This window comes from Actinoplanes sp. NPDC051475, from assembly GCF_040689425.1.
Lineage (GTDB): Bacteria > Actinomycetota > Actinomycetes > Mycobacteriales > Micromonosporaceae > Actinoplanes.
The window spans coordinates 63,838-77,327 of the sequence record NZ_JBFAZZ010000018.1; the positions used below are offsets into that span (position 1 = coordinate 63,838).

General features: G+C 69.9%; 14 protein-coding genes. 8 read left to right on the forward strand and 6 right to left on the reverse strand.

Features of this window, described 5'->3' with window-relative positions:
* Window positions 1–35: 35 nt before the first annotated feature.
* The 6 genes from AB0368_RS31070 (at window position 36) to AB0368_RS31095 (ending at window position 6,108) form a co-directional block, all read left to right on the forward strand.
* The gene (locus tag AB0368_RS31070; protein WP_366157568.1) at window positions 36–722 is read left to right on the forward strand and encodes a response regulator transcription factor; all 687 of its coding nucleotides are present in this window, start codon (window positions 36–38) and stop codon (window positions 720–722) included.
* On the forward strand, window positions 719–2,026 hold the full coding sequence (locus AB0368_RS31075; RefSeq protein WP_366157569.1) for a HAMP domain-containing sensor histidine kinase: 1,308 nt from the start codon (window positions 719–721) through the stop codon (window positions 2,024–2,026). The genes AB0368_RS31070 and AB0368_RS31075 overlap by 4 nt, the downstream gene beginning before the upstream one ends.
* Before the next feature lie 86 nt (window positions 2,027–2,112).
* Window positions 2,113–2,919, forward strand: a complete 807-nt coding sequence (locus tag AB0368_RS31080; protein WP_366157570.1) for a lytic polysaccharide monooxygenase — start codon at window positions 2,113–2,115, stop codon at window positions 2,917–2,919.
* Between the two features lie 74 nt (window positions 2,920–2,993).
* Window positions 2,994–3,497, forward strand: coding sequence for a DUF305 domain-containing protein (locus tag AB0368_RS31085; RefSeq protein WP_366157656.1), 504 nt, complete (start codon window positions 2,994–2,996; stop codon window positions 3,495–3,497).
* Between the two features lie 201 nt (window positions 3,498–3,698).
* Window positions 3,699–4,697: a methyl-accepting chemotaxis protein gene (locus AB0368_RS31090; protein WP_366157571.1), complete on the forward strand. Its 999-nt coding sequence runs from the start codon at window positions 3,699–3,701 to the stop codon at window positions 4,695–4,697.
* A 190-nt stretch (window positions 4,698–4,887) separates the two neighbouring features.
* Window positions 4,888–6,108 (forward strand): MFS transporter, encoded by a 1,221-nt coding sequence (locus AB0368_RS31095; RefSeq protein ID WP_366157572.1) that lies wholly within the window; start codon window positions 4,888–4,890, stop codon window positions 6,106–6,108.
* Between the two features lie 8 nt (window positions 6,109–6,116).
* Here AB0368_RS31095 and AB0368_RS31100 read toward each other — a convergent pair whose 3' ends face one another.
* Window positions 6,117–9,197 (reverse strand): DUF3427 domain-containing protein, encoded by a 3,081-nt coding sequence (locus AB0368_RS31100; protein ID WP_366157573.1) that lies wholly within the window; start codon window positions 9,195–9,197, stop codon window positions 6,117–6,119.
* A gap of 117 nt (window positions 9,198–9,314) precedes the next feature.
* Here AB0368_RS31100 and AB0368_RS31105 point away from each other — a divergent pair, with 117 nt between their 5' ends.
* Window positions 9,315–10,148, forward strand: a complete 834-nt coding sequence (locus tag AB0368_RS31105; protein WP_366157574.1) for a phosphoribosylaminoimidazolesuccinocarboxamide synthase — start codon at window positions 9,315–9,317, stop codon at window positions 10,146–10,148.
* A gap of 10 nt (window positions 10,149–10,158) precedes the next feature.
* Here the strand turns inward: AB0368_RS31105 and AB0368_RS31110 are convergent, their stop codons facing one another.
* From AB0368_RS31110 to AB0368_RS31130, 5 genes are all read right to left on the reverse strand, one after another.
* A complete protein-coding gene (locus tag AB0368_RS31110) occupies window positions 10,159–10,569 on the reverse strand; it encodes a DUF3040 domain-containing protein (RefSeq protein ID WP_366157575.1) in 411 nt (136 codons plus the stop codon).
* A gap of 96 nt (window positions 10,570–10,665) precedes the next feature.
* Complete coding sequence (locus AB0368_RS31115) at window positions 10,666–11,256, reverse strand: DUF6518 family protein (protein WP_366157576.1); 591 nt, start codon at window positions 11,254–11,256, stop codon at window positions 10,666–10,668.
* A gap of 17 nt (window positions 11,257–11,273) precedes the next feature.
* Window positions 11,274–11,726, reverse strand: coding sequence for a hypothetical protein (locus AB0368_RS31120; RefSeq protein ID WP_366157577.1), 453 nt, complete (start codon window positions 11,724–11,726; stop codon window positions 11,274–11,276).
* A gap of 13 nt (window positions 11,727–11,739) precedes the next feature.
* Window positions 11,740–11,934 (reverse strand): hypothetical protein, encoded by a 195-nt coding sequence (locus AB0368_RS31125; protein WP_366157578.1) that lies wholly within the window; start codon window positions 11,932–11,934, stop codon window positions 11,740–11,742.
* Window positions 11,931–12,257: a hypothetical protein gene (locus tag AB0368_RS31130; protein WP_366157579.1), complete on the reverse strand. Its 327-nt coding sequence runs from the start codon at window positions 12,255–12,257 to the stop codon at window positions 11,931–11,933. Before AB0368_RS31130 ends, AB0368_RS31125 begins: the two co-directional genes overlap by 4 nt.
* A gap of 296 nt (window positions 12,258–12,553) precedes the next feature.
* On the opposite strand from AB0368_RS31130, the gene AB0368_RS31135 reads away from it, so the two are divergent.
* Window positions 12,554–13,444: a helix-turn-helix transcriptional regulator gene (locus AB0368_RS31135; RefSeq protein WP_366157580.1), complete on the forward strand. Its 891-nt coding sequence runs from the start codon at window positions 12,554–12,556 to the stop codon at window positions 13,442–13,444.
* The last annotated feature ends 46 nt before the right edge of the window (window positions 13,445–13,490 follow it).

Genomic DNA, 13,490 nt, shown 5'->3' on the forward strand with positions numbered 1-13,490 from the left:
TTGCCATCGTCTCACCTGCACCTAGGGTGGTGCCCATGGCGTTGATCCTGCTGGTCGAGGACGACCGCAACATCACGGCGGCGCTGACCCGGGCGCTGACGGACGCCGGCCATGTCGTCCGGCCGGTCGGGCAGGCCACCGAGGCGCTGAAGATCCTCACCGAGGAGCTTCCCGACCTGGTGATCCTCGATCTCGGGCTGCCCGACATCGACGGCACGGACGCGCTGCGGATGATGCGTACGGTCTCCGCGGTGCCCGTCATCGTCGCCACCGCGCGGCGCTCCGAAGCCGACATCATCAGCCTGCTGAGCGCCGGTGCCGACGACTACGTGACCAAGCCGTTCTCCAGCGGGCACATCCTGGCTCGCATCGCCGCCGTGCTCCGCCGTAGCCGGGCCGCTGTCGACACCGCACCCAGCGTGATCACCGTCGGCGAGCTGGAGATCAATCCGCGGCAGCGGCGGGCCGCGCTGCGCGGCGAGCCGCTGCAACTCACCCGCCGCGAGTTCGACGTGCTCACCTACCTGGCCGAGCGGGTCGGGCAGGTGGTCAGCCGGCGGGAGCTGCTGACCGAGGTCTGGAACCAGTCCCGGATCGGCGAGGAGCAGACCATCGACGTGCACATCTCCTGGCTGCGGCGCAAGCTCGGGGAGTCGGCGGCGGCGCCGCGCTTCCTGCACACCGTACGCGGGGTCGGCGTGATGATGGTCGATCCGCAGTGAGGTGGGAGCTGAACCGGCTCGCGCTCGCCATCACCGCGATGGTGGCGCTGGCCTTCCTGGTGCCGCTGATCTACGCCACCGGGAAGATCGCCCACGACCGGGCCATCGGCGACGCCCGGCAGCAGGCCGCGGCGATGGTGGCCGCGCTGGCCGTCAACTCGGACCCGCAGCTCCTGACGAGCGCGGTGGCCAGCACCGTAGCGGGCAGCGCGGGCCGGCTGGCGGTGCATTTGCCCGGCATCGCCCCGGTCGGTACGACGCACGTGACCGGCACCGAGGTCGCGCAGGCCAACCTGTACCGGAGGCCGGTGACCGCGGAGATCGCCGGCGGGATCGCGTACCTGCAGCCCAGCGTGCTGAGCGACGGCCGGTCCGTGGTCATCGAGGTGTACGTGCCCGACGAGGACATGCGCGAGGGGGTGTGGCCGGCCTGGCTCGCCCTCGGCGCGCTGGCGGTGGTGCTGGTCGCCGGGTCGGTGCTCTTCGCCGACCGGCTCGGCGGCCGCCTGGTGCGGGCCACCCGGGAGCTGGCCAGGTCGAGCCGCCGCCTCGGCGCCGGCGACCTCGCCGTACGCGTGGACCCCTCGGGACCGCCCGAGCTGCGCGACGCCGCGACCGCGTTCAACGTGATGGCCGCCGACCTGCGCCGCCTGCTCGACGCGGAACGGGAGCTGGCCGCCGACCTGTCGCACCGGCTGCGTACGCCGCTGACCGCGCTGCGGCTGGACGCGGAGACGATGCCGGCCGGGCCGATCGCCGAACGGATGCGGCAGGCCTGCGACATGCTCGACGAGGAGCTCGAGGCGATCATCGCGGGGGCGCGGCTCGGCATCGAGGCCCGCAACAACGAGCAGGCCGACCTGGTCGAGGTGCTGGCGGACCGGCTCGCCTTCTGGTCGGCGCTGGCGGAGGACCAGTTCCGGCCCTGGGAGGTCGTCGGTGGTGAGGTGCCCGTCCTGGTGCCGTTGCCGCGCAGCGAAGTCATCCTGGCCGTGGACTCGCTGCTCGGCAACGTCTTCGCCCACACGCCCGAGGGCGTCGCGTTCCGGGTCTCGGTGTCGTCCGCGGGGCTGCTCGTCGACGACGCCGGGCCGGGCATCGCCGACCCGGCCGCCGCGGTGCAGCGCGGTGTCAGCGGGGCCGGTTCCACCGGGCTCGGGCTGGACATCGTGCGCCGTGTCGCCGAGGCGGCGGGCGGGCGACTGGAGATCACCCGCGGGCCGCTGGGCGGGGCGCGAATCGGACTGCTGCTCCCCGTACCGGAGAAATCCACCACCGTCCGGCGGCGCCATGCGGCTTCATGAGTCTTTCCGGAGCCTTTAAGGCTCCGTTATGGAACGCGTCGTTACGGTCCTGCCGTAATCAAGGCCGACGACGACAGGAGACGAAGATGCGCAGGTCGATCGCATATCCGCTGGTGGCACTCGGGGCGGCGGGGTCGACGTTGGCGGTCACGTCACCGGCCCTCGCGCACGGGTACGTCTCCGCGCCGCCGAGCCGCCAGGCCCTCTGCGCGTCGGGCGCGGTGAAGGACTGCGGCCCGATCCAGTTCGAGCCGCAGAGCGTCGAGGCGCCCAAGGGCCAGCGCTCCTGCAACGGCGGGGTGGCCCAGTGGTCGGTACTCGCCGACGAAAGCCGTAACTGGCCGGCCAAGGCGGTCGGCACCAATGTCACGTTCACGTGGGTGATGACGGCCCGCCACCGCACCAGCAACTGGGAGTACTTCATCGGTGGCAAGAAGGTCGCCACCGTTGACGGGGGCAACCAGCAGCCGGACGCGGTGGAGACCCACAACGTCGACCTCAGCGGCTTCCGGGGCAAGCAGACGGTCCTCGCCGTCTGGAACATCGGCGACACACCCAACGCCTTTTACAGCTGCATCGACCTGAACGTGGGCGGCGGCTCCGACTCCGGCGGCACGCCGACAACCGCCCCGACCACCGCGCCCACCACCCAGCCGCCGACCACGGCCCCGACGACTGCTCCCACGACGGCTCCGACCACGGCACCCACGACGGCCGCGCCGGTCACCGATGCGCCGGGCTCCGGCGGCGGTGACTGGGCACCGGGCGTCGCCTACAAGACCGGCGACCAGGTGACCTTCGAGGGCAAGAAGTACAAGTGCCGCCAGGGGCACTCCTCGATCCGCAGCTGGGAGCCCTCGATCTTCACCCTCGCCCTCTGGCTGCCGCTGTGAAGCGTCTCGTCCTAGTCCTCTCGGCGGCGCTGCTGCTGGGCGCGTGCGGCACCGCGCCGGACACCCCGGCGCAGGTGACGACGAACGCCAAGGCCGTGGTGCAGGCCGAGGGCAAGTTCAACGACACCGACGTCATGTACCTGCAGATGATGGTGGCGCACCACGAGCAGGGCCTGGAGATGGTCCGCCTCGCCGAGAAGTCGGCGCAGCGCGACGAGGTCAAGACCCTGGCCCAGGCGGTCGACGCCACCCAGTCGGACGAGGTCGAGCTGATGAAGTCCTGGCTCACCGGGTGGAAGAAGCCGGCCACGGTCGACCACGCGCCCAGCGCGCACGCCGACCACGGCGGCCTCCCGGCCACCGGCGCGGAGGAGATCGCGGCGCTGAAGAAGGCCAAGGGCGCGGCGTTCGAGACGGCGTTCCTCAACCTCTTCGTCGCCCACCAGCACAACGCGGTCGAGATGGCCCGGCTCGAGAAGACCGACGGCGTCAACGCCGAGACCAAGGCCTTCGCCGATCGGGTACGGGAGAGCCGCACCGACCAGATCAAGCAGATGCTGACGCTGCTGAACAGCTGACCGGCATCCCCCGGCTGGATTCCCCCCAGCCGCCGGTCGCAAGACGGGCGCCTCGGTCTACCCCTTCATGACCGGCGCACCCGGCACCTCCGGCCGGCCCGCACTCGGGCCGGCCGGAGTTTGTTGCGTTTTGGGTGCTTCGTAAACTGCGGTGCCCGGGTGCCGATCAAAGGGGCCAGTCGGAACTCCGGGGGAGCAATCATGGTCATTGGCGTCGTCGTCGCCGCAATCGTCGGACTGGTCGTCGGGTTCGTGGTCGCCCGCAGCATGCGGCGCCAGGATCCCTCAGTCGAGGTGCTCGAGAAGGCCGCGGCCGGTGACCTCACCGTACGCGTCGAAGAGGGTGACCTGACCCCCGCCGGCGAGAACCTGAACCGCCTCCTCGACCGCTTCACCGAGGTCGTGCGCCTCTCGGAGACCACGAACGTCAAGATGACCGGCGCCACCGAGCGCCTCACCACGCTGGTCGCCGAGATGGTCAACGGGGCCCAGGGCTCGGTGCAGGCGGCGGGCGAGATCCTCCGCGCCTCGCAGGAGGTCTCCGAGAACATCGCCACCCTGGCCGCGGGCGCCGTGCAGATGGGCGCCAGCATCCAGGAGATCTCCCGCAGCGCCTCCGAGGCCGTCAACGTCGCGAACGACGCGATGGAGGTGTCCTCCGACGCCAGCCGCACGATGACCAAGCTCGGCGACTCGTCCGCCCAGATCGGCGACGTGGTCCGGGTGATCACGGCGATCGCGGAGCAGACCAACCTGCTCGCCCTGAACGCCACCATCGAGGCGGCCCGCGCCGGCGAGATGGGCAAGGGCTTCGCGGTGGTCGCCAGCGAGGTCAAGGACCTCGCCCAGGAGACCGCCAAGGCCACCGACTCGATCACCACCCAGGTCGGCACGATCCAGGCCGACACCACCGGCGTGGTCGACTCGATCACCCAGATCGGCGAGGTCATCGGCAAGGTCAACGGCTACCAGACGACGATCGCCTCGGCGGTCGAGGAGCAGCACGCGACGGCCGAGCAGATGACGCACAGCATCGCGGCGGCCGGCTCCCGGGCGCAGCAGATCGCCGACGCCATGTCCCGGGTCGCCGAGACCCGCGCCGAGGCCAAGGCCACCGTCGAGCAGACCGACGAGGTCACCCGCGAGCTCCGCGAGGCCGGCCTCGAGCTGGCGAGCGCCCTGCGGACCCTGCGGGTCTGACCCTCCTTCCCCCGCGGCGGCGCCCGTTCCCGGCTCATCGAGCCGGGAACGGGCGCCGCAACCGTGCGGGTTGCGATTGCGGTGTTCCGGTCCGAACCGCCGAAGGAGCCCAGAAGCGCTTCCCGATAGGGCGGGTGGCGCCGAGATCCGGCGCCACTTTCCTCGTGGAGGTGCCCCCACCGTGGCTCCGATGTTCGCACCGCTCCGGGAGCGCAATTACCGCCTCTGGGCCGCCGCCGACGTCGTCTCGGTGGCCGGCACGTGGATGCAGGTGCTCGGGCTCAACTGGGTGGTCCTCTCCGCGACCGGCTCGGCCGCCACCATGGGCGTCGTCGTGATGCTCCAGGCGCTGCCGGTCCTGCTGCTGGGCAGCTGGGGCGGCGCCCTCGCCGACCGCCTCCCGGCCCGGCCGGCGCTGATCGTCTTCCAGGCCGTACGGGCACTGCTGGCCCTCGCCCTGGTCGTCGACACCGGCCACCTGTGGCCCGTCTACGCGGTCGCCCTGGCGTCCGGCGTGATCAGCTCGGTCGAGGGCCCGTGCCTGGGCCGCTTCGGCTCGGCCCTGGTCCCGTCGTCGGCGCTGGGCTCGGCGCTGGCGCTGGGCTCGGTGCTCAGCTCGGCCGGCCGCATCGTCGGCATGTCCCTCGGCGGCATCCTCGTCGGCATCACCGGCGCCAGCTCCCTCTTCGCCATCAACGCGGCCACGTACGTCGTGGTGATCGTGGCGCTGGCGATCATGGGTACGGGATCGATGCGCACCCTCGCGGCGCCCGCCCCTGGTGAAGGCGGCGTCCGCGCGGGCCTGCGCTACCTCGCCGGCCAGCCGGTCGTCCTGGTGATCCTCGCCCTCTCGTTCGTCCTCGGCTCCCTCGGCCGCAACTACCAGGTGACCATGGCCGCGATGGTGGCCGGCCCGCTGCACGCCGACTCGGCGTCGTACGGAATGCTCTCGACGGTCTTCGCGGTGGGAGCGGTGGCCGGCGGCCTGCTGCTGGCCGGCAGCGGCCGGTCGACGCTGCGGGTCCTGCTGGCGGCGGGCCTGACGATCAGCCTGCTCCAGCTCGCTGCGGGCCTGGCACCGAACGTCCTCGGTTTCGCGGCCCTGATCCTGCCGATCGCGGCGGGAGCGGTCATCTTCGACACGGTGATCTCCACCCGCGTCCAGCTGGACACCCGCGAAGACATGCGCGGCCGGGTCCTCGCAACGCTCGGCGTGGTGTCATCCCTGTCCGGCATCGTGGGCGCGCCGCTGATCGGCTGGCTCTGCGACACGCTGGGCTCCCGCGGCGCGCTGGTCCTGGCCGGCGTGGTGACCTCGGCGGCGGCGATCGGCGGGGGATACCTGCTGGCACGGTTGAAGGGGCGGTCGCTCCCCGTACTGGGACGTCGCCTCGCGGCCCAGCCTGCCTGACTCGGCGCTCACGCGGCCATAAGCCTTGCGGCGTGGTAGACGTCCGCCGGCAGGGGATGGGTCAACCGCCACTCGATGCGCATCGGACGCTCACCGGTATGCCGGACATAGGTCATCGGGCCCGCGTAGAGATACGGTGGCGCACCCAAGTCGCCGTCCGCGTTCTTCACCTCTCGAAGGAAGAGATGCACGGACGAGCCGCGTGCCTCGTGATGGATGTAGCGCTGACCGGTCGGCGAGGCCGACGACGTGGTGCTCTGCGACTCCCATTGGAAGATGCTTTCGGTGATCGCCATGTCTTGGTACATGGTCGTCGGTGAGTAGTGCTGTTCCGTCTTGGTCAGGGTCACGAAGAAAACGTCTGCGTTTTCGTCGGGAAGCCATTTGACACCCTCGCGAACATTCGACGGGTCGCCCATCCCGAAGGCGGTGCAGATCTCGTTTCGCGTGTATCGGGCATGCAGGCGCAGCGGGTTGACGCCGGTCGGATCGAGCAGGGGCGTCACGCGTTCGATGCGTGCCTCCAGCACGTCGGCAATCTGAGTCAGTTCGGCCCGCCGTCGAGGGAGTGCGGCCAGGCGGGAGGCGCTGTCGGCCTGAGGATCGCCCCAGAGCGACTGGTTCATCATCGCGCCCAACCGCCCACCGACCCCGTGTCCTTCGGCAAGCCGACGGAGCGCAGTAACGCGGTCTGGATCGTCGATGTGCAGCATGCGACCGATGGCTGTACTCACCGGGAGGTCGTCCAGACCCTCAGGAATTTCCAGGCCCGCTTCCTCGCGAAGCCCGATCCAACCGCGGCCCGACTTACGGCGGAAGAGGTCTTCCAGCTCGAGTCCGGTTTCGCTCAGGAAGTCGACCAGGGTGACGTCACGCAGGGCCCGCAGTTCGGCGACCAAGTCTCGGCGCTGACGGCGAAGTGCCGCACGGATGTTGTCCAGCACGATGGTCTTGGCCACGCGGTCGAGCTCGATGTGGCAACCGGCCGGCAGCGTGGGGAAATCCTGCTCGACGTCGTGCAGGAGCCTGCGACGTGTCGCTCCGGTTAGAGCGCGATAGCGCAGGTCGAAGCGGAACTGGGCATTCTGCCCGCCGATGAAATCGAGGACGGTCAGGCAAGCCTTGTCATCAGCGAGCCGGAGACCTCGCCCCAACTGCTGGAGGAAGATAGTGGCGCTCTCGGTCGGGCGCAGCATCAGAATGGTGTCGATCCGCGGCAGGTCGACGCCCTCGTTGAAGAGGTCCACCGTGAAGAGCATCTTGAGGCTGCCGTCCTCGAGCTCTCTGACGGCACTCCGTTGCTGATTCGCGTCGACCCTGGAGTGCAGCGCGCGGGCAGGGATGCCGATTCGATGGAAATGAGCTGCCATGAAGTCCGCGTGCTTGATGCTGACGCAGAAGCCGATGCCTCGCATCCGGCCCACGTCGACGGTGTTGCGCAGGGACTCCACGATGAGCCGCACGCGGGCGTCGTCGCCTGTGTAAACGTTTTCTAGCTCGCTGATGTCGTACCCGCGTCCTCGCTTCCAGCGCAGTCCGGCGAGACTTACCTCGTCGTGGACACCGAAGTACTGGAAGGGCGCCAGGAGTTGCCGTTCCAGCGCTTCCCACAGCCGGAGTTCCACCGCGGTGTGGCCACCGAACCAGTGGCGAACGTCGAGCCCGTCCGCCCGCTCCGGAGTCGCGGTCAATCCCAGCAAGATCTTCGGCTGTAAATGTCGGAGCAGGCGTTGGTAGGTCGCGGCCTCCGCGTGGTGGAACTCGTCGACGACGACCATGTCGAACCGACTTGGGTCCCAGTCATCGACGCCGCGGGCGTGCAGCGACTGCACCGACGCAAACACGTGCTGCCATTGCGAGGGCCGTTGGCCATCCACGAACAACTCACCAAACGTGCCGTCGCGAAGCACCTGTCGGAAGACCCGCAAGCTCTGCCGCAGGATGCGATCTTGGTGCGCTACGAAGAGAAGGGTTCCGATCCCCTGGCTGCGGAGCCGGCGGTAGTCCAAGCCGGCGACGATCGTCTTGCCGGTGCCGGTCGCCATGACCACCAGGTTCTGCCGCCGCCCATGCACCATGCGCTCGGCATCAAGCCGCTCAAGAATTTCCTGCTGGTACGGGTACGGCCGAACATCAATGCTGGCGATGTCGATGGGCAGATCGCCGGGCCTGGGGCCGGCCGCCTGGGTCAATGCGGTCTGAAGCCGTTCGCGGTCGGCCGCTATCGCCGGGTCGTAGGACTCGAAGGCCGGATCGTTCCAATACTCGACGAAGGTCTTCCTGATCGTCTCCACAAGCGCCTCCTGTTCCAGCTGGGAGAGGCGCACGTTCCACTCGAGGCCGTCGATCATGGCGCTCTTGGAGAGGTTGGAAGAGCCCACGTAGGCCGTGCTCGTTCCGGTGTGCCGGTGGAACAGCCACGACTTGGCATGGAGCCGGGTGGTCCTCGTCTCGTACGAGATCTTCACCTCCGCGCCCAGCTCGACGAGCCTGTCGAGGGCTCGCTGCTCGGTGGCGCCCAGGTAGGTCGTGGTGATGATGCGAAGGGTTCCGCCGCGCGCGCCGAGGTCCCGAATCGCGTCTTGCAAGAGGCGTACGCCGTGCCACTTAATGAAGGCGCACAACAACTGCACCTCGTTTGCCGACGCCATCTCCTTGATGACCTCGGTGCCGATCCGGGGCTGACCTCGACCGTTGGTGAGGAGTGCCCCAGCCGCGAAGGGAGTTTCCGGGCGCGTGGGAAAGGCGACCGGAAGGGGCGCTGGCGGCCGGGTCGCGATCGCCGTGAGCAGCTTGGGTGGCGTACCCAAGAGGTCTTCGTCTTCGACGGCCCGCGGCGCCGCGCTCCTGATCGCGGCGGCGATCGTGTTGGCCAACTGCACCTGCGCCGTCAGCCGTGCGGATCCTTGGCCGGGCACCGCCTTGAGCGCCCGTACTGCCATTTCCGTGAGATGCCGACCGATGACCTCATGCGAGTCGGCGGGATCAAGGTCTGCCCGCAGGACGAGGTCGCTGTCGAAGTCGCCGAGGCGCCCTTGCATCCCGCGCGTAATGAGGTGCTCGTACGCACCTTCGGGAAGATCCGTCACGGCGGCAACATAGCGCGAGGGTCCGACAACGTCGCGTACATCGTGGCCGTCGTCATCCCGTCCCTACCCCGTCCGATAGCGTGACTGCACGGAGTCCGCTTGCGGTTAGGGGAACACGTGGAGCTGTTGCACTCGGGCAAGGTCAGGGACGTCTACGCCGACGGCGACGACATCCTGCTGGTCGCCTCGGACCGTGTCTCCATCTATGACGTGGTGCTGCCCACCGCCATCCCGGACAAGGGCAAGATCCTCACCCAGCTGTCGCTGTGGTGGTTCGACCAGCTCGCCGATGTCGTGCCCAACCACATCGTGTCGGCGACCGATGTTCCCGCCGAGTGGGCCGGCCGGGCCGTGCGGTGCGAGCGGCTCGAGATGGTCATGGTCGAGTGCATCGCTCGGGGTTATCTGGCCGGGTCCGGGCTCAAGGAGTACGAGAAGGACGGGGCCGTCTCCGGGGTCTCGCTGCCGCCCGGCCTCATCGAGGGGTCGAAGCTGCCCGAGCCCGTCTTCACCCCGACGACGAAGGTGGCGCCCGGCGAGGGGCACGACGAGTTCATCACGTACGAGGATGTGGAGCGTTCTGTCGGTGCCGATGTCGCGGCCGAGCTGCGGCGGATCACGCTGGAGGTGTACCGGCGGGGTTCGGAGATCGCGGCTCGGAACGGGATTCTCATCGCCGACACCAAGATCGAGCTCGGGTTGTCCGGTGGCGTGCTGAAGCTCGGGGACGAGCTGCTCACCCCGGATTCGTCGCGGTTCTGGGCGGCCGACGAGTGGCAGCCGGGCGGTACGCAGCGATACCTGGACAAGCAGTTCCTGCGGGACTGGTCGGCGAATTCCGACTGGGACCGCACGGCGCCCGGCCCGGAGATCCCGGACGAGGTCGTCGAGGCGACGCGGAACCGCTACATCGAGGTCTACGAGCGCCTCACCGGCGACCGCTGGCGCTGACGGGGCTTAGCTAGCTGTCCCTGGTCTCACCGGTAGGGGCCGAGTCGGCGGTGCGGGCGTCGTCGTCGGTGGCCGTGTCGTCGGCGGCCGCGGTGTCGGTAGCCGCCTGCAGGGCCTCGTCGTTGCGGACGATCTCCGCGGCCTCCTCGATGGTGGCCGGCCGGGGGTCGGGTTCGGTCATGGTGTTCCTCCAGGAGGGGGTCCGCATGAGGTGGGTGCCGTACCCGCCGGCGATCACCGCGACCAGCACACCCGTCCAGCCGCCGAGGACGATGCACAGCGGCGCGACCGTCCACAGCAGAACCGCGAGCGTGAGCCGCATCTTGCGGCGGGGGTCGCCGAGCTTCTCCAGCCGGTCGACGAAGCCGGCGTCCTCGGCGCGCAGGCCCGAGACGATGGCGTCGAACGCGGGGTCGGGCATCGTGCCACCTCCGGGCGGTGTGCCGGCGGGCTCGAGCCTGCCCGGCGGCCGGGATCTACCCCTGCCCCGGCCGGTCCAAACCCGAATCCCGGCGGTTCATGCCATGCCACCGGTCTGATAACCCAGAAAACCCAGCAGGGCCAACGGTACGGCCACCGCCACGCCCACCGCCCGCTGCCGCCACGTGCGCCCGGCCAGCGCGATCACCAGCACGCCGAGCACCGCCTCGATCGCCGCGGTGGCCGCCAGATCGCGGCGCAGGAGCCGGGCCGCCTCGGCGAACAGCACGGCACCCGGCAGTCCGACGCCGACGTATCCCCGCCAGTTCGGCAGTCGCGTCCAGCGCCCGGCGATGCCGAAGACGATGCCGGCGAGCACCCCGAAGAACATCCACAGCAGCGAGGCGGGCGCCCACATGCTGGCGAGGTCGTCGTGCTGTACGAGGACGGCGGTCAGGTAGTAGCTCGGTACGGCGATCACGAGGAGGACGGTCGCCGCGACGGCCGCTCGCGCCGCGCTTCCCCGTACCCGATAACCCAGCGCGAAGGCCGCGACTGCCCAGGCGGCGGCCGAGTTGGCCAGGTTCGCCCACGGGTAGGGCAGCAGCTTCTGCAGGGCGAAGTCGGCCGCACCGAGCGCTACGCCGCCCAGCACCGCCACCCCCGCGAGAACTCGATCTTGGGTCACGGGAGCCGAGGGTACGGTCAGCCGTCCAGGTCCTTGAGGTGCGCGGCCCACAGTTCTGCCAGCTCGGAGTCGGCGGGTGGGCGTACCCGTTGGCCGGAGGCGAAGATGTGGTTCCAGTGGTGCCCGGGGACGCCGTGCAGGAGCTCGGCGAAGGGCAGGCGGTCGGCCACCGGCACGACCCGGTCCCAGAGCACCTCGGCGTAGTACGTCACCTTGCCGGGGTCGCCGGCCCAGTGCGGCGCGGGGAAGATCGCGCCGTCGGCGAGGCGGCCGCTCGCGACGATGCCGCGCTCGGTCTGCTGGCGCAGGAGGAACACGCGGTCGCCGGTCGCCGCGCCGGATCGCCGGGACCCGAAGCTCCACCGGCCCCGCACGGTGCCGCCGCCGGCGGTGGCCTCGATGTCGCGGCGGTAGTTGGTGCGGAAGTAGCCGGTGTCGCTGCCGTCCCAGGTCAGGATGAAGGTCGTCACGCGGTGGTGGGCCTCAGCTCTGGTCGAGGCTCAGCTCGGGTTCACGGTCCCGGGGCCAGGCGGCCTTGCCCCCGCACGCGTCGCAGCTGAGCTGGTCACCGCAGTGCGGGCACCAGTCGTTGGTCCGGCGCAGGTACCAGCCCAGGGCCACGCCGCCGAGCAGGCTCGCCAGGCCGACCAGGGCGGCCAGCGCGACGGCGCCGGTCATCGCTGCGGCCTGTCGAGCACCGACGCGCCGTCGCCGCCGCTGCGAGGGCGACGGTACGCCAGCGCGTTCTCCTGGCGACGGTCCAGTGCCGGGTCCTCGTCGGCGCGGGAGGTCACGTAGGAGGCGGTGAAGGTGTCGACGCCGGTGCCGAGGTGGGATCCCGGGCGGTAGGTGACGGTCACGGCGCGCGGTGATGCGGCCTCGATCACGCCCGCGCGCCACCCGTCGCGGTATACCCACACCGGGTCCGCTTTGTGGTAGCTGTCCGCAGGCGCGACGTCCGCAGGGTCGCGTTGCGGTGGGGCGATGGTAGGGGTCGACATCGAGAGTCTCCTCCGATCCCGGGAACGACTCGGTCGTCGGTGCTCCACCGGCGTCCGCTGGGCTGTGATCGCGGAAATCCCAATACCCTGCGTCAGCAGCAAAGCAACCGCCTGTCAGATATCATGCTCGGGATCAAGTGCGTCCGCAAGGCCGGATGCACGTGCATCCGCAACGTGCGTCCCGGTCTGCGGTGGCCGAACGTTCGGTTTTCCGCCGGGCGATCTCACCCTTAGGATGCATTGGGCGACCGAACTGCAACTTGCAGTTCCGGGGGACGAGTCGGACGAGGAGCCAGGTGAGCACCGGTACGCAGGAGGAGGCGCCGAACAGCGGCCCCACCGTGCTGCGCATCCTGCTCGGCGCGCAGCTGCGTCGGCTACGCGAGGGCAGAAGCATCACTCGGGAGGACGCCGGCTACGAGATCCGCGCCTCCGGCTCGAAGATCAGCCGCATGGAGCTCGGTCGCGTCAGCTTCAAGGAGCGCGACGTCGCCGACCTGCTGAGCATGTACGGCGTCGAGGACCCCGCCGAGCGCGAGGCGCTGCTGGGCCTGGCGCGGCAGGCGAACAACCCCGGCTGGTGGCACCACTTCGGCGACATCATGCCGTCGTGGTTCCAGTCCTACCTGGGCCTCGAGGCGGCCGCGTCGCTGATCCGCACGTACGAGATCCAGTTCGTCCCGGGGCTGCTCCAGACCCCGGAGTACGCCCGCGCCGTGATCATGCTCGGTCACGCCGGCGCCACGGCCGACGAGATCGACCGCCGGGTGGAGCTGCGCCGGCAGCGCCAGCAGCTGCTGGACCGCCCCGACGCGCCGCAGCTGTGGGCGGTCATCGACGAGGCGGTGCTGCGGCGGCCGATCGGCGGCGCAGACGTCATGCGGGGTCAGATCGAGGCGCTCATCGAGGCGTCGAAGCGGCCGAACGTCCGGCTGCAGATCATCCCGTTCCACGCCGGCGGCCACGCCGCGGCGGGCGGTCCGTTCGCGATCCTGCGCTTCCCGGAGCCGGAGCTGCCCGACGTGGTCTACGTCGAGCAGCTCACGAGCGCCATCTACCTGGACAAGCGGGACGACGTCGACCACTACGCGATCGCGATGGAGCGTGTGTGCATCGACGCCGAGCCGCCGAACCACACGCAGGAGATCCTCGGCAAGCTGCTGCACGAGGTCGGCCGGCTCGCCTGATCCTGGTCGCGGTTCGATTACACTATGTAGTTAGTTGTCCGGGGCG